This window comes from Mucilaginibacter sp. (assembly GCF_036568825.1).
Classification (GTDB): Bacteria; Bacteroidota; Bacteroidia; order Sphingobacteriales; family Sphingobacteriaceae; genus Mucilaginibacter.
Map to the genome: position 1 here is coordinate 1 of NZ_DATCRU010000044.1, position 23,748 is coordinate 23,748.

The 23,748-nt window shown below is 41.6% G+C and carries 23 protein-coding genes; 17 read left to right on the forward strand and 6 right to left on the reverse strand.

Annotated features, from left to right (window positions below; translation table 11 throughout):
• The coding region (locus VIM89_RS08690) for a hypothetical protein (protein WP_488155761.1) at positions 1-1,210 on the reverse strand (1,210 nt) is incomplete at its 3' end.
• 138 nt (positions 1,211-1,348) lie between these two features.
• On the opposite strand from VIM89_RS08690, the gene VIM89_RS08695 reads away from it, so the two are divergent.
• The 6 genes from VIM89_RS08695 to VIM89_RS08720 are packed head-to-tail and all read left to right on the forward strand — an operon-like array spanning position 1,349 to position 6,613.
• Complete coding sequence (locus tag VIM89_RS08695; RefSeq protein ID WP_488155762.1) at positions 1,349-3,037, forward strand: DNA polymerase/3'-5' exonuclease PolX; 1,689 nt, start codon at positions 1,349-1,351, stop codon at positions 3,035-3,037.
• A complete protein-coding gene (gene rfaE1 / locus VIM89_RS08700; RefSeq protein ID WP_488155763.1) occupies positions 3,024-4,010 on the forward strand; it encodes a D-glycero-beta-D-manno-heptose-7-phosphate kinase in 987 nt (328 codons plus the stop codon). Before VIM89_RS08695 ends, rfaE1 begins: the two co-directional genes overlap by 14 nt.
• A gap of 18 nt (positions 4,011-4,028) precedes the next feature.
• Positions 4,029-4,592 (forward strand): D-sedoheptulose 7-phosphate isomerase, encoded by a 564-nt coding sequence (locus tag VIM89_RS08705; RefSeq protein WP_488155764.1) that lies wholly within the window; start codon positions 4,029-4,031, stop codon positions 4,590-4,592.
• A gap of 50 nt (positions 4,593-4,642) precedes the next feature.
• Positions 4,643-5,149 carry a D-glycero-beta-D-manno-heptose 1-phosphate adenylyltransferase gene (gene rfaE2 / locus VIM89_RS08710; protein ID WP_488155765.1) on the forward strand — a complete coding sequence of 169 codons (507 nt, stop codon included), beginning with the start codon at positions 4,643-4,645 and terminating at the stop codon, positions 5,147-5,149.
• Between the two features lies 1 nt (position 5,150).
• Positions 5,151-6,119, forward strand: a complete 969-nt coding sequence (locus VIM89_RS08715) for a glycosyltransferase family 9 protein (protein WP_488155766.1) — start codon at positions 5,151-5,153, stop codon at positions 6,117-6,119.
• Positions 6,120-6,130: 11 nt separating this feature from the next.
• Entirely contained in the window at positions 6,131-6,613 is a 483-nt protein-coding gene (locus tag VIM89_RS08720) for a SixA phosphatase family protein (protein WP_488155767.1), read from the forward strand.
• 81 nt (positions 6,614-6,694) lie between these two features.
• On the opposite strand, the gene dprA is transcribed toward VIM89_RS08720, so the two are convergent.
• Positions 6,695-7,795 (reverse strand): DNA-processing protein DprA, encoded by a 1,101-nt coding sequence (dprA, locus tag VIM89_RS08725; RefSeq protein ID WP_488155768.1) that lies wholly within the window; start codon positions 7,793-7,795, stop codon positions 6,695-6,697.
• Positions 7,796-7,955: 160 nt separating this feature from the next.
• Between dprA and VIM89_RS08730 the strand changes: the two genes are divergently transcribed.
• Positions 7,956-8,321: a hypothetical protein gene (locus tag VIM89_RS08730; protein ID WP_488155769.1), complete on the forward strand. Its 366-nt coding sequence runs from the start codon at positions 7,956-7,958 to the stop codon at positions 8,319-8,321.
• Between the two features lie 166 nt (positions 8,322-8,487).
• On the opposite strand, the gene rsmG is transcribed toward VIM89_RS08730, so the two are convergent.
• From rsmG to VIM89_RS08745, 3 genes are read right to left on the reverse strand one after another with little or no spacing between them, the layout of a single operon-like run.
• Positions 8,488-9,117, reverse strand: coding sequence for a 16S rRNA (guanine(527)-N(7))-methyltransferase RsmG (gene rsmG / locus VIM89_RS08735; RefSeq protein WP_488155770.1), 630 nt, complete (start codon positions 9,115-9,117; stop codon positions 8,488-8,490).
• A complete protein-coding gene (locus VIM89_RS08740; RefSeq protein ID WP_426668203.1) occupies positions 9,107-9,712 on the reverse strand; it encodes an RNA polymerase sigma factor in 606 nt (201 codons plus the stop codon). Before VIM89_RS08740 ends, rsmG begins: the two co-directional genes overlap by 11 nt.
• Positions 9,703-10,821, reverse strand: coding sequence for a glycosyltransferase (locus tag VIM89_RS08745; protein WP_488155771.1), 1,119 nt, complete (start codon positions 10,819-10,821; stop codon positions 9,703-9,705). The genes VIM89_RS08740 and VIM89_RS08745 overlap by 10 nt, the downstream gene beginning before the upstream one ends.
• Before the next feature lie 275 nt (positions 10,822-11,096).
• On the opposite strand from VIM89_RS08745, the gene tgt reads away from it, so the two are divergent.
• The 5 genes from tgt (at position 11,097) to VIM89_RS08770 (ending at position 16,314) form a co-directional block, all read left to right on the forward strand.
• A complete protein-coding gene (gene tgt, locus VIM89_RS08750; protein ID WP_488155772.1) occupies positions 11,097-12,227 on the forward strand; it encodes a tRNA guanosine(34) transglycosylase Tgt in 1,131 nt (376 codons plus the stop codon).
• Positions 12,228-13,328, forward strand: coding sequence for an LptF/LptG family permease (locus VIM89_RS08755; protein WP_488155773.1), 1,101 nt, complete (start codon positions 12,228-12,230; stop codon positions 13,326-13,328).
• Positions 13,328-14,230, forward strand: a complete 903-nt coding sequence (locus VIM89_RS08760; RefSeq protein ID WP_488155774.1) for a DMT family transporter — start codon at positions 13,328-13,330, stop codon at positions 14,228-14,230. The genes VIM89_RS08755 and VIM89_RS08760 overlap by 1 nt, the downstream gene beginning before the upstream one ends.
• A gap of 911 nt (positions 14,231-15,141) precedes the next feature.
• A complete protein-coding gene (locus tag VIM89_RS08765) occupies positions 15,142-15,420 on the forward strand; it encodes a LapA family protein (RefSeq protein ID WP_488155775.1) in 279 nt (92 codons plus the stop codon).
• Between the two features lie 3 nt (positions 15,421-15,423).
• Positions 15,424-16,314, forward strand: a complete 891-nt coding sequence (locus tag VIM89_RS08770) for an NAD(P)-dependent oxidoreductase (RefSeq protein WP_488155776.1) — start codon at positions 15,424-15,426, stop codon at positions 16,312-16,314.
• 79 nt (positions 16,315-16,393) lie between these two features.
• Here the strand turns inward: VIM89_RS08770 and ispE are convergent, their stop codons facing one another.
• On the reverse strand, positions 16,394-17,191 hold the full coding sequence (gene ispE, locus VIM89_RS08775; RefSeq protein WP_488155777.1) for a 4-(cytidine 5'-diphospho)-2-C-methyl-D-erythritol kinase: 798 nt from the start codon (positions 17,189-17,191) through the stop codon (positions 16,394-16,396).
• 182 nt (positions 17,192-17,373) lie between these two features.
• Between ispE and VIM89_RS08780 the strand changes: the two genes are divergently transcribed.
• The 5 genes from VIM89_RS08780 (at position 17,374) to VIM89_RS08800 (ending at position 23,736) form a co-directional block, all read left to right on the forward strand.
• Positions 17,374-18,168, forward strand: coding sequence for a thymidylate synthase (locus VIM89_RS08780; RefSeq protein ID WP_488155778.1), 795 nt, complete (start codon positions 17,374-17,376; stop codon positions 18,166-18,168).
• 206 nt (positions 18,169-18,374) lie between these two features.
• Positions 18,375-18,758, forward strand: a complete 384-nt coding sequence (locus tag VIM89_RS08785; RefSeq protein ID WP_488155779.1) for a type II toxin-antitoxin system death-on-curing family toxin — start codon at positions 18,375-18,377, stop codon at positions 18,756-18,758.
• Positions 18,755-19,237 carry a dihydrofolate reductase gene (locus tag VIM89_RS08790; protein ID WP_488155780.1) on the forward strand — a complete coding sequence of 161 codons (483 nt, stop codon included), beginning with the start codon at positions 18,755-18,757 and terminating at the stop codon, positions 19,235-19,237. The genes VIM89_RS08785 and VIM89_RS08790 overlap by 4 nt, the downstream gene beginning before the upstream one ends.
• Positions 19,238-19,353: 116 nt before the next feature.
• On the forward strand, positions 19,354-22,332 hold the full coding sequence (secDF, locus tag VIM89_RS08795) for a protein translocase subunit SecDF (RefSeq protein ID WP_488155781.1): 2,979 nt from the start codon (positions 19,354-19,356) through the stop codon (positions 22,330-22,332).
• A gap of 87 nt (positions 22,333-22,419) precedes the next feature.
• A complete protein-coding gene (locus VIM89_RS08800) occupies positions 22,420-23,736 on the forward strand; it encodes an NAD(P)/FAD-dependent oxidoreductase (RefSeq protein ID WP_488155782.1) in 1,317 nt (438 codons plus the stop codon).
• Positions 23,737-23,748 lie beyond the last annotated feature (12 nt).

A 23,748-nucleotide genomic window follows, 5' to 3' on the forward strand; every position in this document is an offset into this window, starting at 1 on the left:
CGGTTATAGTATTTAACCCTTTAGGAACATCCGTTAAGTTGATTAGAAGATTTTTCCCAGCCGCACCCACCTCAACAGGTATATTGAAAAACACCTGCCTGTAATTATGGATCAACAAGTAATATTTCCCTTCGTATTTACTTACCAGGCGTATCCTGAGCGAATCATCGATTATTGCCTTACTCACCGTTATCACCGGGCCTTTGCTTAATATTTTCGGCAGCTGATAGATAGAATCATTTGTCCCGATCAATCTTACTTCATATTTACTATCCTGCATTGGTATCAGCTTAAATCGGCCCATGCCATAGCTATCGGTATAAATGGTATCAATGGGGTGTTTGTCTTTATATAACACTGCATTCAATTTTACCGGCATTCCATAAGCATCTTTTGCTTCCCAACCAATAACGCTTTGTGTTGCATGAACCAGGCTACCACCTTCCGGATAAAACTTGATATTCAATTTATTTTTAGCAACGGGCATCACAATCTGAACATTTTGATTGTCTTTTTTGTACACGATATCAGCAGATAATATATTGTTGTTCGCTTCTACTTGTCCGGTTGAGATCAACAATTCCGACTGCCCAATTTGATCTGTTTTTGCCTTACCCAATATCTTGCCAAGGCGATAATTTATCATCGCGCCGGACAGAGGTCGTCCATCCTTGTCTGCCACCTTTACCATCACTTTGTGATAACCTAATTTAGACGTATCATCCAGGGTTAATACAGCCGAGATTGCAGGTTTTGAAGTAGCTTTTATTGTAATGTGTTGGGTGAACGTATCGGCAGGTCTACTGTTACGCAATTCGTTGGTGTAAAGAATAAAACTGTAATCTCCTGGCGGAATCGTATCTGGTATTAAGATATTACCAAAGGAAAGGCCATCTGCCATTACAAATCTTTGTTCAATTGAGATTGACTTATTTCGGTCGCTTACCAGCAACGCTGTAAGAAAGGTGGGATTATTCTTTGCTTTGTTATAGTTCAACAAATAAGCAGTGAACCATGCATTCTCATTGTTTACATAAATAGTTTTATCAAAATGCGCGAACAAAACAGATTGCGATTTTTTTATACCATAATAAGTGATCTTTGACAATAACGAATCTGGAGCCCCAGACCCTGTTTGTGCATAAATGCAACAAGGACTAAGAATTACATATAGCAGTAGAATAAAAGAGACGGCAGAATATTTTCTCATTAAAACCCAGGCTTAGATAAAACTCCGATCAATTGGAAAACCGGAACATTAATCAAATATAAATTATTGAAAATATATTTTAGTTGTTAAGGCACCTGTAATGTAGTGGTTTTGTATTTTTACAACCCAAATCCGCTTATGGAAAACAAACCCATTGCCCGTACGCTCCGACTGCTGTCGCAACTGATGGAATTGCACGATGAGAACCCGTTTAAGGTGAAGTCGCTGGCCAATGCTGCGTTTAAGGTGGATAAGCTCCCGTATCGCATTGCAGGTAAAAGCCTGGCCGAGATGGAGAAAATTGACGGCATAGGGAAAAGCACTGCTACCAAAATAGTGGAGTTGCTGGAAACTGGCGCTATAACAGATCTAACAGATTTGCTTGCAGCTACACCGGAAGGGATTGTGGAGATGCTAGGAATCAAAGGCATTGGGCCTAAAAAGATCGGCATCATATGGCACGAGCTGGGCATCGAAACTGTTGGCGAATTATACTATGCCTGTAACGAAAACCGATTGATAGAAGCCAAAGGTTTTGGGTTAAAAACACAGGAAGAGATTGTTAAAGTCATCGAATTCAGGATGGCGAGTAATGGCAAATTCCTGTATGCCCAAGTAGATGCATTAGCTGGTGAGTTGTTCCAAAAGTTACAGGGCATTCTCACTAATTCCAGTATAAGCTATACCGGTGAATTCCGTCGCTGTTGTGAGATCATTAATGAATTGACTTTCCTGGTGGGTTCTGATAATCCGAGATCAGATATAGAAATACTAACGCAATCGGATATTTTACAGAACCTAACGATTAATGAACATACTGTCAGCGGTGAAACTGCGAATGGTTTATTGGTGAGTATTTCAGTAGTAAATAACTTGTCGTTCCATTACGAATTGTTTGTGCAAACGGGTGCTGACGATCATGTTCAGGCTGTTTTGGCTCGAATATCTGATGATACTAAACAGGCAGAAAGCGAAGAAGCGATCTACAAAAAGGCTGGTTTGCCTTATATGCTGCCTGAACTTCGTGAAGGCAATACCTTTATAGAAAAAGCAGCAAACAATGCCTTACCGCAGCTGGTTACTTACCAGGATTTGAAAGGCACATTGCACAACCACAGTACCTGGAGCGACGGTGTAAATACGCTGGAAGATATGGCCTTGTATTGCCGTGATGAGTTAAAGTTGGAATATTTGGGGATTTGCGATCATAGCAAAAGTGCATTCTATGCAAAAGGTTTAAGTATAGAGCGGGTATTGCAGCAGCATGAGGAGATCGACCACCTGAATAAGAAGATTACAGGCTTCCATATTTTCAAAGGGATCGAGTCGGACATTTTGAATGATGGCTCATTGGATTATCCTGATGAAATATTGCAGCGCTTTGATTTTATCGTAGCCTCAGTTCACTCCAACCTGAAAATGGATAAAGAAAAAGCGACTGTACGTTTGATAAAAGCGGTTGAAAATCCTTATACCACTATTTTAGGACACCCTACTGGCCGATTATTACTGAGTCGCAAAGGTTATGAGTTTGATTACCAAAAAGTAATTGATGCCTGTGCTGCAAATAATGTGGTTATCGAGATCAATGCGAACCCCTTGCGTCTTGATTTGGATTGGCGGTGGCATCAATATGCGCTGGATAAGGGTGTAAAACTATCTGTCAATCCGGACGCACACCGCGTAGAAGGTTTTTCTGACATGCATTATGGTGTTTTAGCGGCACGAAAAGGTGGCTTATATAAGGAAATGTGTTTAAATACGTTCTCCCTTGAAGAAATTAAAAAAGAATTTGAATCAAAAAAGCAGGTAAATGCTCATAGATAAAGTACGTCACATTCAACAACAGCAAAATCCGCCTGCTATCCTCGTCATCGGCGATCTGATGATCGACCATTATATCTGGGGCGACGCCACCAGGCTCTCTCCCGAAGCGCCGGTTCCGATAGTCAATGTAAAAAACGAATCAACAACTCTGGGCGGAGCGGCAAACGTTGCCCAAAACCTGGTTGCTTTAGGCGCAAAAGTGACACTTGGGGGATTGATTGGTGACGATGCCTATGGCTTGAGGTTGATTGAAATATTAGAAAGTGAAGGCATTGCCACAGATGCTATTTTGAAGGATGCCAACCGTCCAACGACCGTAAAAACGCGCGTTGTGGCTGGTAGCCACCAATTGGTTAGGGTCGATAGGGAAATTACCGATCCGGTATTGAGCGAATTGGAAGATGAACTTGTTAATCAGTTAGATCATTATATCAATGAGGCTAATATTGTGCTGTTTTCCGACTACGGCAAAGGTCTGTTCTCAGAAGATCTGACCCAGCGACTAATCAAACTTGCCAAAAGCAAAGAAAAGAAAGTGATCATCGATCCGAAAGGATTGAATTACGAGAAATATAAGGGTGCCTTCATCATTAAACCTAACCGTAAAGAATTGGCAGAAGCTGCCAAAACTGAGCGGATTAAAAATATTGACGATCTGCAAAAGGCATCAAAAGTGATATTTAAGCAAACGGGTGCTGACTACCTGATTGTTACCCTGTCTGAAGAAGGCATGGTGATATTAGATGAATTGGCATACAAGCTATTACCTGTAAAAGCAACTGCCGTATTTGATGTGACAGGTGCTGGTGATACTGTATTGGCAACTATCGCCTACTTTATGGCTTCAGGTTTGACTATTGAAGAATCCTGCGAGCTGGCGAACCATGCAGCAGCTATTGTGATACGCCGTGTAGGCAGTGCAACCACAACTATTGACGAAATTTTAGAAGACATAACTAACGGTCAAAACTAAAGACCAACGATGTACAAAATGAATAAACTGGTTATTGAGGAACTAAACGATCATCAGCAATTGATACAAAAAGTGATTGATTCGCTTAGTGCAGATATTGAGAAAGCATGCGAAATAATTGTGAGCACCCTGAAAGAAGGCAAAAAAGTTTTATTAGCCGGAAATGGCGGTAGTGCCGCTGACGCCCAGCACATTGCAGCTGAATTGAGTGGAAGATTTGTGAAAGAACGCAGGGCGTTACCGGGTATTGCTCTAACTACTGATACATCCGCTTTAACCTCTATAGCTAATGATTATGGCTACCAGTTTGTGTTCTCACGTCAGTTGGAAGCTTTAGCTCAATCTGGTGACTTATTTATTGGAATATCTACCAGCGGAAACAGTGAAGGAATATTAAAGGCCTTTGAATCAGCACAAAAGATGCAATGTAAAACATTAGGCCTGTCCGGCAGAAATGGCGGGAAAATGAATGGCATGTGCGATCTGAACATCATAGTTCCATCCGATATTACCGCCCGAATACAGGAAATGCATATCCTGATCGGCCATATTCTGTGCAAGGCCGTTGATAATGAATTTTAAATAACAAACTTACGAAGTTTTTAAAACTTCGTAAGTCTTATGCGATATAGATGAGAAACAACCTTGAAAAAACCTTGCTCAGCAAAATTAGTGATCTGCAATCACTTAAAACCTCTATTGCTCAATGGCAAAGTGAAGGCAAGAAGGTTGTTTTTACTAATGGTGTTTTTGATCTGCTGCATATTGGACATATTACTTACATGGCGAAAGCAGCAGATCTGGGTGATAAATTGGTGATCGGCTTAAATTCAGACAGCTCTGTAAAACGGATCAAGGGTGAAGATCGACCTGTTAACGACCAAAATAGCCGGGCTGCACTACTGGCCGCTTTATTTTTTGTGGATGCGATCATAGTATTTGAAGAAGATACTCCGATTAATCTAATTACGACCCTGATGCCTGACATTTTGGTTAAGGGTGCAGATTATTCCATCGAAAATATTGTAGGCGCCAAAGAAGTAATAGCCAACGGCGGCGAAGTAAAGACAATTGATTTTGTAGAGGGCTACTCCTCTACTTCTATCATCAAAAAGATCAGGGAACAGTTCACGAAATAACATGAAGATACTGGTTGTCCGCTTCAGCTCGATGGGTGATATTATTTACACAACGCCTGTGGTGCGATGTCTGAAGACGCAACTACCTGATGCAGAAATACATTTTCTGACCAAGCCAGCCTTCAAGTACATTTACGATAATAATCCCTACCTAGACAAACTGCTCTTATTAAAACCGACTTTAGCCGAGACCATTGAAGAGATAAAAGCAGAAAAATATGATTACCTGATCGATCTGCATAATAACTTGCGAACTTCATTGATCAAATTGCGGACGGGAATTAAATCATCTACCTACAAAAAGCAGCGTATTCGTAAGTGGCTGAGTCTCAAATTTAATTTAAAGCTTGTTCCACCGGTGCACTTGGTGGAGCGTTATATGAAAGCTGTCAAATTTCTGGGAGTCAAAAATGATGGCAAACCTATAGATTACTATATAAAAACGGAACATGATCTTGCAAAACTGCTGCCTGTTTCTCATCAGTCTGGCTTCGTAGCTTTCATTATTGGAGCCACACATTTTACCAAGCGTATGCCAAATGAGAAGATCATCAGTATATGCCGTAGGATCAATTTTCCCGTTATTCTACTTGGTGGAAATGATGTAAAAGAAAACGGAAATGAGATTGCAAATGCCATTGGATCAAATATTTACAACGCCTGTGGCATTACTTCACTGGATGAATCTGTATATTTAGTTTCGAAAGCGAAACGGGTGTTGGGGTTTGACACGGGGCTAACACACATTGCCGAAGCATTTGACAAGCCGATTGCTTCTATATGGGGGGGGACTGTACCGGAATTACTTGGTGTACAGCCTTATATGGTAAAAGATGCGGAAGTGATCGGGATAAATTTACCTTGTCGCCCATGCTCAAAGTTCGGCCTTGAGAAATGTCCGCTTGGGCACTTTAAATGCATGAACAATATACCCGAACAAACTGTTATAGATTTCGCTAACGAAGCTTAAACCCAGGCAGTATGAAGAAGTTATTATTGGTTCGCCATGCCAAAGCTGTTCACGACGACAGTTATGGTGATTTTGAAAGGCCCCTTAAACATTCCGGTATGCGGGATACTACCATCATGGCCGAACGGATAGAAAGTGCGGGGGCGGTTCCTCAAATATTGATAACCAGTCCTTCCCTGCGCACTTTAGCAACAGCTAATATACTTTCAGAACATTTGAGCCTGCACAAACCAACAGAAGATTCGCGGATTTATGATGCCAGTCAGCAATCATTGCTGTATGTGATCAGCGAATTCCCTGATAACCAAAATTTCATTGGATTGGTCGGCCACAACCCTGGAATAGCACAATTAGTTCATTATTTTACCGGGGAGATACGAGAAGTATCGCCTGGTGCAGCTGTTCTGATCAGGTTTGAGTTTGACTCGTGGCAGGAATTAACCTATGATTCGGGTAAATTGGAGTGGTTTAGCTCACCAAAGGAAGGTCAATAATTTGAAGATTGGTTAGTTTGAAGATTTGAAAATTGTTTATCTCTTATAATTTTCAAATTGGTACATTTCCAAATTTTCAAATTAATTAATACAATACGTTTTTCCCGGCAACGATCGTATAAATCCCTGCATTTCCATATTTAACAGGTTCATAGCGAGTTGGCTCATCGGCATATTAGCTTTCAATGTTAGTTCATCAATAGCCAAAGGTGATTTATGCTGATGGATTATATCCAAAATAACCCTTTCCTCATTAGACAAGTCCATTGGAAGGGATAATTGCTCCACAGCAGGCCTTCCATCATCCATCTTTTCCCAACCTAAGCAATAGGCCAGATCAGCAGCGCAGGTTAATAACCCCGCTTTATTGTGACGGATCAGGAAATTACAGCCTTCCGAGAATTCATCATCAATCCTGCCGGGAAAAGCATAAACGTCACGATTATAGGAATTTGCGATCTCTGCGGTGATCAACGCACCGCCTTTAATACCGGCTTCCACCACAATGGTCGCGTCGGCCATACCCGCTACTATGCGATTGCGTTGCGGAAAATTCTCACGATCTGGTATGGTTCCGGATGGATATTCGGTTAATACACCACCATTTTCTTGCATTTTCTCGGCTAATGAGCGATTTTGTACCGGGTACATTCGGTCAAACCCATGTCCCAGTACGCCAACCGTCTGTATGCTATGCTTTAAGCATTCTTTATGAGCATATGTATCAATTCCTAGGGCGAGTCCACTAACAATCAAAACATTGTATTGCTGCAGTTCTTCTACTAATTGGCGGCAAAGCTGTTTGCCGTACTCGGTTGCTCTTCGGGTGCCTACGATGCTTACCACATGACGAGGATTGAGATTAAAATTACCCTTCCCATACAGTAATATTGGTCCATCAATACAGTTCTTCAATCTTTTGGGGTATTCCGGATCAGTATAAAAGATAGGCTTGATATTATTCTTTTCAATATAATTCAATTCCTCTTCTGCCCGTTCAAGTGCAGCTTTGAAATTGATATCGAAGTATCTTTTCTCTCCAATGCCGGGTATTTGTGTCAGCTTTGCCTTGGACGCTTTAAATATTTGCTCTTCATCACCAAAATGAAAAAACATAGATTTGGCCAGCGCAGGGCCAATATTTTTAATAAAAGTTAAAGCAAGACGATGAAGTAACGACATATTTTAAAGCTCAGGTATCTGGCGTTGAAATTACAAAAAAATATAATTTGCTCAAATTTTTAGCAATTTATTATTGATAAAAATTAACATAAAAGCATTATGAAATGTGGCTTTTCAGAATAATTTTTTAATAATTTAGATCATCTCAAAATCAGGAGGCATGATGAAGAATACTACAAAAAGAAAAGGTTATTCAGCCGGGCTGAAATACCTGCTTATTGTTCCGTTATTCCTGGCTTTTCTTTGCATTTCAACCCACGCATTTGCGCAAAGCCAGCCATCACCTCCTCCCGGTGGACCGCCGCCTCCACCACCTCCAGATGAACTTTTTAAAAAGATCAATCCTTTTAAAAAGCATAAAAAGGACACAACCGGTAATAAAAAGAGCGACGATAAAACTACTACGACAACCAATAATCCACCGTCCGGACCGGCTGCACAACCTGCAGGGCCGCCTCCGCCGCCAAATCCTTTGAATATTTTCAAGAAGAAAAAGAAGGATACAACGAAGAATGGTAAGAGTTAATGCGGTGAATTATTAAAAAATGTCATTTCGATGAGCATGTATGGGGAATGAAGGGCCGGGGCGAAGAGAAATCTTCTGCTATTTGCAAAGTCCGCTATGCATGTCGTATAAGATTTCTCCTCACGCCAAACGTAACCCAACGCTGTTCGTTCGAAATGACATTTTTTTATTTACCTCCGATGTAGATCACCTGCTTGGTATCGAAGAATTCTTCAGCAAAATAATCCTTGAGATGATATTGCTTTACCTGCAAGCCCGACTCTTTAATCTCTTGTGATAGGTCTCCGCCTTTTAAATATAATATACCGTTGGGCAGTTTATTTTTTGATTCTTTATTGAATTTCCCTTTCACCCAGGGATAAAAATCCTTTAACTGAGTTACCGCACGGGAAACCACAAAATCGAACTTTCCGGGTACCTGTTCAGCCCTGATATGTTCAGCTTTCAAGTTTTTCAGGCCGATGACTTTGGCCACTTCGTTTACCACTTTTATCTTTTTCCCGATAGAATCGACCAAAAAAAACCGTGTTTCAGGAAACATAACGGCCAACGGTAAGCCTGGAAAACCGCCTCCCGTGCCCACATCTAATACGGTTTCACCAGGCAAAAAAGGCATTACTTTGGCTATGCCCAATGAGTGCAGAACATGCCGTTCCAATAAAGATTCGATATCTTTCCGGGATATAACGTTGATCTGGTTGTTCCAGAAATTGTATAGTTCGGGCAGTTGCTGGTATTGTTGCTGTTGTGCAGGACTTAGATCAGGGAAATATTTGAGTATGATATCAGATGTCATCCCTGTTAAAGCGGTTAATGATATTGCCCAACAGATATCTTGCCCTAAATAGCTGTGCTTTAACCGTACCCAAAGGCAGGTCAAGTTGCTGTGCTATTTCTTCATAAGAGAGCTCGTCAAAATATCTCAGGGTGATCAGGTTACGATAACGGGCCGGTAAGCTTTCTATCAATACTTTTAACTCCTGTGTTTGTTGCTTCTTTATAGAAGTTTCTTCAGGGTTCAGCACATCTGCTTTTATCTGCAACGTTTTTTCTTCTCCGTCATCATCCACCATTCCGTGAATGGACATGGTGTTCAGCTTTTTTTTGCGGATGAAGTCGATACAGTTATTGGTAGCTACACGGAACAGCCAGGTGCTGAATGCATAATCAGGCTGATATTTATCCAGTTTTTCAAACGCTTTGGCAAAGGTTTCAACGGTGAGGTCCATAGCGTCCTCCTTGTTATTCACCATCTTAAGCGCCATAAAGTAAATGGAATCCTTATACCTGTGCATCAGGTCGGCATAAGCTTTTTGATTTCCCTCGCGTGCTTTCACAACAAGGTGAAAATCGTTTTTCGCGTTTTCGGTAAAATTTGCGTTTACTTCCACTGTGTAGTTTTTATAAAAGTACCTATCAATCCAAAAATATTTAAATAAACGTAATAAACAAGGTCGAAAAATGGCAAACTCCACAATAAGTTTTTCACATTCAGTTTGGCGAACACCTTTGAATATACGATTAATTGCGCAATAAGCCTGAACAAAAATAATCCCAAAGCAGGCAGCGGATCATAATCCAGAACCAGGGATAATATAAGCAGTATATAGAAGAAAAAGCCTGTTAGAGCATCGAAACTCAGCATACGGCGATGATTATTCTTATACAGCTTCCCTACGCCCATGTGCCTCCTCTTTTGAACAAAGAAAGTGGCAAAAGTGTTTTTGGCCGGACTAAAAGTGAAGGACTCCGGATGTATTTCGATCGTTGTATTCTCAGCAGTAGCGTTCTGATTTACGAACAGATCGTCATCTCCTGACATCACGTGCATATGTGATGCAAAGCCTTTATTCTTAAAAAACAATGTTTTGGTATACGCCAGATTACGGCCTATGCCCATATATGGGTTACCTGCAAGCGCGGCCGAAAGATAATTGACAGCAGTCTTTGTGGTCTCGAATCGTATAAGTGAATTGAGAAATCCTTTGGCTTTATAATAAGGAGAATAACCCAAAACAATCTGCGTATCGCCTGTGAAATTTGCCGCCATACGGGCAATCCACTCATCAGAAACCGGTTTGCAATCTGCATCTGTAAATAACAAATGTTCGTTTTTAGCTGCTTTAATGCCCATGGTCAGGGCGAATTTCTTGCCTGTTTTATGGCGCTCGTTCTCGTTAATGGTACACACCTTTAAACGAGGGTATTTTGCACTTAGCTCCTTTAAAACAAGCTCTGAATCATCCAGCGAACAATCATTTACCAGGATCACTTCAAAATCGGGGTAATTCTGTTCTAATATTAAAGGTAGATTTTCTGGTAATTTTTCAGCCTCGTTACGGGCGCTGATGATCACCGAAATAGGAAGTGTGGAACGTACCAATTCATGAGCTGGTTTATATACCCTCAGCCTGTTATGGTAATAAATAAGATAAAACAGCTGAACAATAAAACAGAAGGTTAGCAGTATAAATAGCGCGTCGGGTAAATAGGTTTCCAATATCGGGTGAATATATAATGGGTAAAATTGTAAAAAAAACCATGATTGTTTAGTAGTGGTGGATAAGTTTTGGCCCGAAAGCGCCTATTGTGGAAAAATTGGGGAAGGTTGGAATGGTTGTAAGGGTTGTAGTGGTTGCAAAAGATAGAATAGTTGCAAATGTAGAATATAGAAAATAGTGAGAATCAATCCACTTCAACCTCTACAACCCTTACAACAACTTCAACCCCATCTACATCAAATCAAACATAAATGACTAATTTTGCAGCCTCGAAATGAAATTCAGTTTAACAGCACAAGACCCGTTATCAAAGGCACGCGCAGGCGAAATCACCACCGATCACGGCACTATACAAACACCGATTTTTATGCCTGTAGGTACCGCAGGCACCGTAAAAGCCGTTCATCAGCATGAGTTGAAGGACGATATAAAGGCGCAGATCATATTGGGCAACACCTATCATTTATATTTAAGACCGGGGCTGGATACACTTGAAAAAGCGGGCGGATTGCATAAATTTAATGGCTGGGACAAACCCATTTTGACTGACAGCGGCGGTTACCAGGTTTATTCGCTTACCGAAGTGCGTAAAATAAAGGAAGAGGGTGTTACGTTTCGTTCACATATTGACGGTTCAAAGCACCTGTTTACGCCTGAAAATGTAATGGATACTCAACGCACCATCGGCGCCGATATCATTATGGCTTTTGATGAATGTACGCCTTATCCGTGTGAGTATGGCTATGCGCGAAAGTCTATCGAAATGACTCATCGCTGGCTTAAACGTTGTTGTGACAGATTCGATAGTACGAAGCCTAAATATGGATATAGCCAAACGCTGTTTCCTATTGTACAAGGGTCGGTTTATAAGGATTTGCGTATCAAATCAGCTGAAGTTATCGCTTCTTTTGAACGCGAAGGCAATGCGATAGGCGGTTTATCCGTTGGTGAACCGGCTGAAGAAATGTATGCTATGACCGAATTGGTTTGCAATATATTACCGCAGCAAAAACCGCGTTATCTAATGGGTGTGGGTACACCTGTAAATATATTGGAGAACATTGCTTTAGGTATTGATATGTTTGATTGCGTAATGCCTACCCGCAATGCCCGCAATGGCATGCTTTTTACCAAAGAGGGTATTATCAATATCAAAAACGAAAAGTGGAAGAACGATTTTAGTCCGATTGAAGCTGATAGTGACCTGTTTGCAGACAGAAATTACACAAAAGCCTATCTTCGGCATTTGATTCACTCGGGCGAGATATTAGGGGCGCAGATAGCTACCTTACATAACCTGCATTTTTACCTGTGGTTAGTGAAAACAGCACGTGAAAAGATCATTTCGGGAGAGTTTTATAACTGGAAAAATATAATGGTAAACCGCCTGGGCCAACGACTATAAATGAGAAGCTTTTTAAGAAAATATCTAAGGGTTATTGACCGGTATATTATCAGAAAATATCTGGGCACATTCATATTTACGCTGGCTATTTTCTCGGTGGTGATGGTGGTTTTTGATGTGTCTGAGCACCTTGATAACTTCCTGAAAAAGGCAACTACCTTTCATGATATCGCCTTTCAATACTATGCCGGCTTTATTCCGTTCTACCTTAATTACCTGTCGCCGCTGATTAATTTCCTGGCGGTAATCCTGTTCACAGCCAAGATGGCTAACCAGACAGAGATCGTACCGATACTGACATCAAAGGCCAGCTTTAACCGTTTTTTGAGACCCTATTTTATAGCCGCATCATTGCTGTTTATCGTATCATTTTTCGCTAATGTATACCTTATACCTTACACCAATCGCCTTAAAGTAGACTTTGAAGCCACACACTTTAGCGATAGCGACCCAACAAAAAATGAGGTGCACATGCAGCTGGATAAGAATACTTTCATATACGTACGATCATTCGACCCTGCTTCAAAAACGGGTTATGAGTTCATTTTAGAGAAGTTTAAGGGCGATGTAATGACCCGTAAAATTGTCGCCAGCAACGTAGTATACGATTCTGTAAAACGTGTATGGACAATGAAAGCTTATTCTGACAGGCAAATCAACGGCTTAAAAGAAAACATGCTGTGGCATGGCGGATCAAAAGATACAGTACTCGATATGCGCCCGGAAGATTTTGAAATAAAAGATAATCAGTACAGCGCCATGTCTATGAGCGTTCTGAACAAGAATATTGATAAGGCAAAATTGCGCGGAACAGGTGAATTATTGGATATGGAATTTGAAAAATATCACCGTTTTGTGTACCCTTTATCTACTTATGTGCTCACATTAATCGGTGTTTCCATGTCGTCCAGGAAGGTGCGCGGAGGGGTTGGATTACCACTCGGAATAGGCATAATTTTATGTTTTACCTACATTATTGTCGAGCGATTTGCGCTGGTTTTCTCCGTAAAAGGTGGTGCTCCGCCATTGATTTCGGTATTCATGCCTAACCTTTTATTCTTCGCATTGGGCTACTATTTACTGGTAAAAGCGCCTAAATAATGGCAGAAAAAGAGGCACCGGCGCAACTAAATAAGAACCTGGTCATCCTCCATTTTACGGTTTTTATCTGGGGCTTTACAGGAATTTTAGGCAAGCTAATTTCCATCTCAGCGGTGCAGTTAGTGTGGTATCGCGTGCTCATCGCATCGGTCACTTTGTTCCTATATTTTAACTTTAATAAGACTACTTTCCGGGTAAACCGGAGCACATTTTTTAAGCTGATTTTTACCGGTGCGCTGGTCGGCGGACACTGGATTTTATTCTTCCTTTCTATCAAATTATCTACCGTTTCGGTGAGCCTGGTATGCCTTTCATCTATCACATTATTCACTGCTATTTTTGAACCTTTGATCAATAAAAAGAGGATATCAAAGCTCGAGATTATTTCAGGAGTTTTGATCGTTTTAGGCATCCTGATCATTTTCAAATTTGAAACCAAATACACTAAGGGCATCATAGCAGGGCTAACAAGTGCTGTTTGTGCGAGTCTTTTTGCCATCATCAACTCACGGCAAGTACAGAAATACGAAGCTCCGGTGATCGCATTTTATGAGCTATCCGGAGCCTTCGTTTGGATCTCGATCTTCCTTGCGGTGACTAGTGGATTCGATAAATCGATGATACTTGGCCGTGCTGATATCGGCTACCTTTTGCTCCTTGGCACCATCTGCACGTCGCTTGCCTACGTCGCCGGCGTGTCCGTAATGCGCGAACTTTCTGCCTTTCGGGTGGCCCTCATCACCAACCTCGAGCCGGTGTATGGCATCATTATGTCCTTCCTGTTTTTTGGTGACATGAACAAAATGACCATGGGTTTCTGGGTCGGAGCAATCATTATTTTGTCGACAATTTTCCTCTTTCCAATCGCCCAAAAGCAGGTGGCCAAGAGAAGAAACGGATAAACATTTCTCACTAATTTCCTTTTAAATTCCCAGATAAATTCTCAAAATCTGACGCCGATTTCTCGTCGCCAACAGCGTGATATCCCCAAAATACGCACCCCTTAAAACGCATTTTAAGGCTCTATAAACGACTCTAGAAAAATACCTGTCTGATGCCAACCAGAATCACTTCGAGCGACAAGGCGCAAAAATCGTTTTTGACTTAGTGTAATTAATCCTGATTAGAAAACCGTCAGCTTACCGGCCAAAATTTATGTATAAATCACAAATAAATTTTGAAAATTCAATTTATATAAAATATATATTTACATTAAAATCAAATAGTTAAATTGTTTATATAAAATTATAGTTTAACAAATCAAATTTTGAAAATTTTATAAAAACTAATATTTTTAGCATTTAAATTAACAGGGGCAAATATAAATACATATAAGTTTTATAATAAAGTATTTATTAAAAGTTAATTAACAAAAAACTTCACTCATGCAATTTGACTCGCATTTTCTTAAAGTGTGTACTGAATCAAAAAATGAGAGTTTCAAAAAAATCGATGCTTATGTAACTTTGTATGCGAAACAGATTTTAGCACGAAGATTTTCCTCCAATTTTCACCGGAGTTTTTGGCAAGAAATTGGCCAAGAAACGATGCGGATTTTTTGGACTCTGATGAATTATCCGACACCTTCTCTCCCACTTCAGCACAAAAATTCCCGAAAGAAATTTCGGCCCAAAAAAGTGCCCTTTCTTTAATTTTTTGATTTTCGATTTTTTGTAAAAAAGGAACGCGTACTTTATCAATTTGTGAGACCTCTGCCCTTTTTGTAGATTTATAAAAGGAGCGAAAGTTCATCGTGATTTTTTTGAGTTCCTAAAACCGCATCCGTTTCACAACAATTAAAATTGAGATCGTCATGAGAATAAAAACGATGTTCATCATCTTCGTCACGGTGCTGCTTACCGTGGTAGTGATGCAAAACGCTAAAGAGGTTCCTTTTACTTTTTTATTCGCCACCTACCATGTTTCCCAATTGATCATGCTGCTGGCAGTGGCTGCTGTTTCGTTTATTGTTGGCGTACTGGTTGGCCGGCCGGGCAGACCGAAATATGTCCCGGGTCGAGATGAGGAGATGGATGAATCAAAAACCAAACCTGATACACTAAGTCAGGAAGACAGAGATTATATAAGTTAAACTATGGAAAACAAACTAGGATTTATTGGACTGGGAAACATGGGCCTTGAGATGGCCAGAAATCTTATCGAGGCGGGCTATCATTTGCAAGTCTACAACCGCAGTGCGAACAAGGCAGATGAGCTGGAACAATCAGCCATCACCCGGTGCAAAACGCCTGCCGAAGCAGCGGCAAATGTACCGGTGGTGATCACCATGCTTTCGGACGATGAAGTGGTCACAGAAACCGTAATTGGCAAGGATGGCATACTGCAAACTTTGCAGCCTGGAGGCATTCATATTTCGATGAGTACCATCTCTCCTGACGCATCAGAAAAAATGGCCGCAGCACACGAAAAAGCAGGCAGCAAATACCTGGCTTCACCGGTATTTGGAAGACCCGAATCGGCTGCTGCTAAAAAGCTCTGGATTTGCGTATCCGGGGACAAGGAAGCAAAAGCAACCGTACAGCCGATTCTCGATGCATTAGGACAAGGCGTAATTGACTTTGGCGATAGCACCGGAGGCGCCAACGTGGTGAAGGTTATAGGAAACTTTATGATCTTCGCTTCTGTGGAAATGATAGCTGAAGCATTGGCATTATCAGAGAAGCAGGGACTGGATCGCGCACAGGTGGCCGACTTCTTCGGCTCGACTTTATTCAATGCGCCAGTCTATCAAAATTACGGCAGGCTCATCGCCAATAAATCTTACGAGCCTGTAAGGTTTAAAGCGAAGCTGGGTTACAAAGATGTCAGCCTTGCTTTTGATCTTGCCCAGCAAAGCGGCACACCAATGCCTTTTGGATCTGCCCTACTAAACCGAATGCTCACCGCTGTAGCCAAAGGCTGGGGTGACCGTGACTGCGTAGAAGCATTTGACCGGGGAGTTGCAGAGGATGCAGGACTGGCTTGATTTCGGAATGCGGATTTGGGATTTCGGAATTTTGTTATTTCGCTTTTTAAATCCGAAATCGAACATCCGAAATCCGAAATCAATAAAAAACCTGGTTTGTCTTTTCCAATCCTGACAGATCAGGTTTTTTGTTAAATATGCCGAATACTGAGGCTCCGCTGCCGCTCATGCTGGCGTAGATGGCACCGGCTTCATAGAGTACTGCCTTCACTCCTCTGATGACCGGATGATTTTTAAAAACGGATTCCTCAAAATCATTTTTGATATGATACTTCCATTCTTCAACAGGAAGTTGGATCAACTCTTTCAAAGATTCTTTTACAGGTGCAGGTTTCACTCCCCTATAGGCCTCGGCAGTGGACACATGCGCAGGAGGCATTACGAGGGCTATGTGGTAGCTTGAGAGATCAAGTTGGATATCTTCGAACCTGTCACCCTTCTCAAACGCAAATACAGGCTTATTTTCGATGAAGAAGGCACAGTCGGCACCCAACTGCCGGGCGTAGTCCAGCATTTGCTCAGTAGTCAGCTTTAAGTCGAATAAATTATTGATCAATTTAATAAAGAACGCTGCGTTCGCTGATCCACCGCCAAGCCCTGCCCCTATCGGGATATGTTTTAGCAGGTGAATGTTCACCGGAGGCAGATCATGATCCTTGCTCATTAAATGATAACCCTTAATGCACAGGTTATCCTCGATCCTGCCGGGGATATCCAGTCCGGACGAATGAAAGGTCAGCTCATCACCTGGTAAGGCCTCTAAAGCGTCGTAAATGGGCATAGGATAAAAAATGGTTTCGATATTATGATAGCCATCCGGCCGACGGCCGGTAATGTTTATGCCGATATTGATCTTGGCGCTTGGAAATACGATCATTCAGATTGATTAACATCGGATGTATTTTTGCACATCCGTAGGATACCAAAAATAGATTATTTTTATTTGTGATTGGAAATTAGTTGAAGAGGTTATAAATGTTGTAGTGGTTGAAGAGGTTGAAATACCAAACCAATACAACTTTTACAACTACTTCAACCATTACAACTCTTACAATTAACATGAAACAGTACCTCGATTTGATGAAGCATGTTTTGGAGACTGGTACCCAAAAGCATGACCGTACCGGAACCGGTACCCTTAGCGTATTTGGCTACCAGATGCGTTTTAACCTGCAGGAAGGCTTCCCGCTGGTTACAACCAAGAAACTGCACCTTAAATCGATCATACACGAGCTGATCTGGTTTTTGAAGGGCGACACCAATATTTCCTACCTGAAAGAGAACGGCGTGCGCATATGGGACGAGTGGGCCGATGAACAAGGCAACCTTGGCCCGGTGTACGGTCACCAATGGCGGTCGTGGCCAAAACCCGATGGCGGGCATATCGACCAGATCACCCAGGTGGTAAACACGATCAAAAAAAAACCGGACTCACGCCGCATCATTGTTTCTGCATGGAATGTTGCCGAAGTGGAACATATGGCCTTGCCACCATGTCATAGCCTGTTCCAGTTTTATGTGGCCGAAGGAAAATTGTCGTGCCAGTTGTATCAGCGCAGTGCCGATATATTTTTAGGTGTTCCTTTTAATATTGCATCTTATGCGTTGCTTACCATGATGATGGCCCAGGTATGCGATCTGCAACCCGGTGACTTCATCCATACTTTTGGCGATGCCCATTTATACAACAACCATATTGACCAAGCCAATCTTCAACTAAGCCGCGAACCGAGGCCGCTGCCAACTATGAAGATTAATCCTGAAGTAAAAGATATCCTCCAGTTTAAATATGAGGACTTTACTTTGGAAAATTACGATCCGTGGCCGCACATTAAGGGGACAGTTGCGGTTTGATAATAATTCCTAAATTTGTATATGACTTCCATTGAGATAAAAACCGAAATACAAAAGGTCCTTGATCAAGTTCCGGAAAGTGTGCTTCAAAACGTATTGGATTTTTTGAAGGAGCTGCAGACTAAATCTGCAGATAATATAAAATTCGCCAATAATTTAAGAAGGATTATTTCTGAAGATAGGGAATTGCTCGAAAAGCTTGCCCAATGATCGATTTATTAAAAGCGAACTATGCTCATAGTGAATTGATAGACGAATTTGGCGGCAGCAAAGGCATTAGAGACCAAGGTGGGCTAGAAGCTGCTCTTCATCGTCCATACGCTACTTTCGACGGAATCGATCTTTATCCAACAGTTGTTGAAAAAGCTGCAGCAATCTTCGAAAGCATAATTATCAATCATCCATTTATTGACGGTAACAAACGTGTCGCTTATGCACTAATGCGATCGATGCTAATTGAAAGCGATTTTGATATAGCAGCTTCTAAAGATGACAAATATGAGATGACCATTGCAGCAAGTAAAGGGGAAATTGGATTTGATGAAATAAAACAATGGTTAGCTATACGAATAATAGAAAACAATCAATGACTGTCACCATAGTAGTAGCCATCGCCGAAAATTACGCCATCGGTAAAAACAATCAATTGCTTTGGCATATGCCTGCCGATCTGAAACACTTTAAGCAGATCACTTCCGGGCATACGGTTATTATGGGCCGTAAGACCTATGAATCCGTTGGTAAGCCGCTGCCTAATCGCCGCAATATCATCATCACACGTCAAGGTATTACTATTCCCGGATGCGAAGTGGTGAAATCAGTTGAAGAGGCACTGGAGCTTTGCGCCAATGAAGAAGAAGTATTTATTGTTGGTGGCGCCGAGATTTACAAACTGTCTATGGACAAAACCGACCGCATTTATCTTACCATCATCCATCACTCTTTTGATGCTGACAGCTTTTTTCCCGAAATTGATTATATGGAATGGAAAGAAGCTTTAAGAGAAGACCACCAGTCGGATGAAAAACATAAATATTCCTATTCATTCATCACACTCGAGCGCGTTTAACATCTGAATGCAATAATTTGTTTGAAGATAAAATTTTATGGTTATAAAATTTTATTAGATTTGCCGTCTTGTTTAAAAAAGCTTATAGACTAATTTATTACATATTCTAATTTACAATGCAAGGTAAAGGGGTTATTAAATTTTTTGCAATTCTACTGGCACTCGTATGCTTATACCAGCTGTCATTTACATGGGTAGCAAATAAAGTAGAGAACGATGCAAAAACATACGCCAAAGGCAATTATGCCAAAGAAAGGGCGTACCTGGACTCGATGGAGACACAACCCGTGTATCCAATATTCAAACACACTTATCAATACTGCAGGGCTAAAGAGCTGCAGCTCGGCCTCGACTTGCAGGGTGGTATGAGTGTAACCATGCAGGTATCGCTGCGCGACCTGGTGAAAACCTTATCCGGTAATAACCCTGACGTTGTGATGGCCCAGGCTTTGGACAAAGCTGATATTGACAGCCGGACCAGTCAAAGCGACTATATCACACTTTTTGTAAGTGAGTATGAAAAATTAAATCCAAACGGTAAGCTGGCTTCTTTATTCGCTACACAGGCGAATAAGGACCATGTAAAGTTCAATTCAACCAATGCTGAAGTCGAAGCTTTCCTGAAAGATCAGGCTGACGTTGCGGTACAACAAACCTACACCGTATTAAATACCCGTATTGACCAATTCGGTGTTGTTCAGCCAAACATCCAGCAGTTAAAAGACCGCAACCAGATTTTGATCGAGTTGCCTGGTGTTACCGAACCTGACCGTGTTCGTAAACTGTTACAGGGAACTGCAAAACTGGAGTTCTATAAAACTTTTGATAACTCAGAGGCCTATGGTATTTTGAACAATGTTAACAGCATCCTTGCCGCAAAAGCAAAAAGCGCAGAAAAAGATACTGCTGCTAAAACCACTGCTGCAACAACTGCTAAAAAAGATACTTCAAAAGCCGGCTTGTCTTTATTGAATAAAGTAAACAAGAGTGCATCTAAGGATACTTCGCTGTTAAACAGCAAAGCCAAATTTGCGACTCAGAACCCTCTATTCTCTGTGTTGTCGCCTGCTATGTACCAGGGACAAAACGGACAAGCAGCCTTGTTGCCGGGTCCTGTAGTAGGTTTTGCTGCACAAAAAGATACAGCTAAAGTTAACGCTTACTTACATAGCCCTGATGTAAAATCGCAATTGCCTCAAAATATTAAATTCCTGTGGGGTGTAAAACCACGCGAGAATACTAAAACATTCGAACTGTATGCAATGAAGCTTGCAGGCGCCGATAACGGTCCTGTCCTTACCGGTGACGTTGTAAACGATGCAAGAAGCGATATCGACCAAACCAAGGGTGGCTGGGAAGTAACCATGTACATGAACCCTCAGGGTGCCCAGAAATGGGAAGAAATAACTGGTGAAGCCGCTCCGGCAAGTCCTAACCAGCCGGGTAAGGCTATCGCTATCGTCCTGGACGATAACGTTTACTCTGCTCCTTCGGTAAATGGTAAAATCTCTGGTGGTATCTCCTCTATCTCCGGTGGCAATTTTACCCAGGAAGATACAAAAGACTTAGCAAACGTATTAAAGGCAGGCCGTTTACCGGCTCCTGCAATTATCGTATCAGAATCAACTGTAGGTGCTACTTTAGGTCAGCAAGCTATCCATGCCGGTTTATTATCATCGGTAATGGGTTTTGTGGTGGTACTGATCTTCATGATCGCCTACTATAACCGCGCAGGCACAGTTGCCGTTATTGCAGTATTGATCAACGTATTCTTCCTGATGGGTGTACTGATCAGTCTTGGTTCGGTATTGACCATGCCTGGTGTTGCAGGTATCGTATTAACGCTCGGTATATCGGTTGACGCCAACGTACTGATCTATGAAAGAGCACGTGAAGAGCTGTTATTGGGCAAGTCGATTAAACTGGCAATAGCGGATGGTTTCAGACATGCATTATGGTCAATTCTTGACTCGAACATCAGTACATTCCTTACCGGTTTGATCCTGTTCACATTCGGTAGCGGACCTATCAAAGGTTTCGCGGTGGTATTGATGATCGGTATTGTAACTTCATTATTCTGTTCGTTGTTGCTTTCAAGGATCATTCTCGAATGGATGATCACCAAAGGCTGGGATATCAAATTCTCAAACCCATGGAGCTCGCACACATTCAAGAACGCCAATTTTGGATTCGTAAAGAATCGCTTCAAATTCTATATATTTTCTGGCGTGTTTATCACCGCCGGTATTATATCTATGTTTACACAAGGGTTTAACTACGGTGTGGATTTCGTCGGCGGGCGTAACTATATTCTCGAGTTTGATAATAAAAATGTGACTACCGAGCAGGTGCACAGCGCTATTGATAAAGTACTTGGCGCCACTGAGGTTAAAACATTCGGAGGTAACAAGATAAGTATTACCACTAAGTACCTAATAGAGGAAAATACAACAACTGCTGACGCGAAAGTTAGACAAACGCTGTTCAATGCTTTAAATGCGAACCCTGCAACAAAGGTTACTGACGATCCGGCAAAGACCCAATATCAAAAAGTTAAAGCTACTATTGCTGAAGGGCTTAAACGCTCCGCTTTCTGGACTGTGGCTTTCGCCATTATAGTAATATCAGCTTACATCCTGCTGCGTTTCCGTAAATGGCAGTTCAGCCTGGGCGCGATGGTGGCTACTGCACACGACGCATTGATGGTATTATCGTTCTTTACATTGTTTAGGCAATGGATTCCGTTTTTGGATATCGACCAGTCGTTTATTGCAGCCATATTGACAGTAATCGGTTATTCGATCAATGATACGGTGGTGGTATTCGACCGTATCCGCGAATTCCTGAGCCTGCACCATTCAAAAGCTGACGATCCTAAGGAAGTGATCAACCATGCGATCAATAAGACCTTAAGCCGTACCATTATCACTGCTTTAACGGTATTATTCGTGCTGATCGTGTTATTTATCTTCGGTGGTGAAGTGATCCGGGGTTTCTCGTTCGCCTTATTAGTAGGAGTATGTTTCGGTACCTACTCATCTATCTGTATCGCAACTCCGATCATTGTAGATTTTGGCAAAAAAGACCTGAAATAAAGTCAGATAACATTTATTAAAAGGCTCCAAACAACATTTGGAGCCTTTTTTGTTTAGAATAATATATACCTTCTAAAATATATTATTATGGAAACAACAAATTCATCCCGGTTCCCTTTGGTGGTGATAGTTGGAGGTGGTTTCGGGGGACTTGAAGTAGCTAAAGCTTTAGCCGATGAACCGGTAGAAGTATTAATGCTCGATAAACACAATTACCATACTTTTCCGCCTTTGTTATACCAGGTGGCAACCGGTAGTCTTGAGGCGGGTTCTATAGCCTTTTCTCTCCGTAAGAACTTTGACAACCAAAAAAACTTCCGCTTCAGGGTAGCTGAAGTGACTAAAATCAACCCTGAGAAAAACACCATTGACAGCTCTATTGGTGAGATCAAATATGATTACCTGGTAATTGCTACCGGATCGACAACAAATTTTTTTGGCAACAAGGAAATTGAATACAACGCTATGCCGATGAAATCGGTTCCTGAGGCATTGAACCTGCGTTATATGATACTGCAGCACCTGGAAGAAGCTGTTTTAAAGACTACTCCTTACGAACGCGAGCCTTACCTCAACTTTGTACTAGTCGGTGCAGGTCCTACAGGTGTTGAATTGGCCGGGGCTTTGGCTGAGTTAAGAAATAATATTCTTTGCAAAGACTACCCTGAGTTAAAGAAAGAGGAAATGAAAGTTTACCTCGCCGATTTTATGCCGAGGGTATTGGGTGCTATGTCGGAAGAAGCTTCTGAAGCTGCCAAAAACTTCCTGACTAAAATGGGCGTTGAAGTGATGCTGAATGCCAAAGTAGAGAATTACGATGGCGAAGTGATCACTTTTGAAGGCGGCAAAAGCATCCGGACCAAAAATGTGATCTGGTCGGCTGGCGTAATGGGTAATGTTCTTGAGGGGATCGATAAAGACATCATCCAACGGGGCAACCGTATAAAAACAGACAGCATCTGCCGTGTGGAAGGAATAAGTAATGTATTTGCCATAGGCGACGTTGCCGCAATGATAACTAACGATACGCCTAAAGGGCATCCCGGAGTAGCACAGGTAGCTATACAAATGGGTAAAGCTACCGGTGAAAACATCCTTCATATCATAAAAGGTGAAGCAACAAAACCTTTTAAATATTTTGATAAAGGCTCATTGGCCACAATTGGCCGAAACAAAGCTGTTGCCGATTTAGGCAAGGTCAAATTCCAGGGATTTTTTGCCTGGGTGGTATGGATGTTTGTCCACCTGATCTCGCTTTTAGGTTTCAGGAATAAGGCTATCGTTTTCATCAGCTGGATAGGAAGTTACTTTACTTATAACGGGGGTTCACGTTTAATTATCCGGAAATTTGTAAGGGGGAATCCATTGCATGACGAGGCTGAATTGGTCGCTCATGAAGAATAAGGAATATCCTGC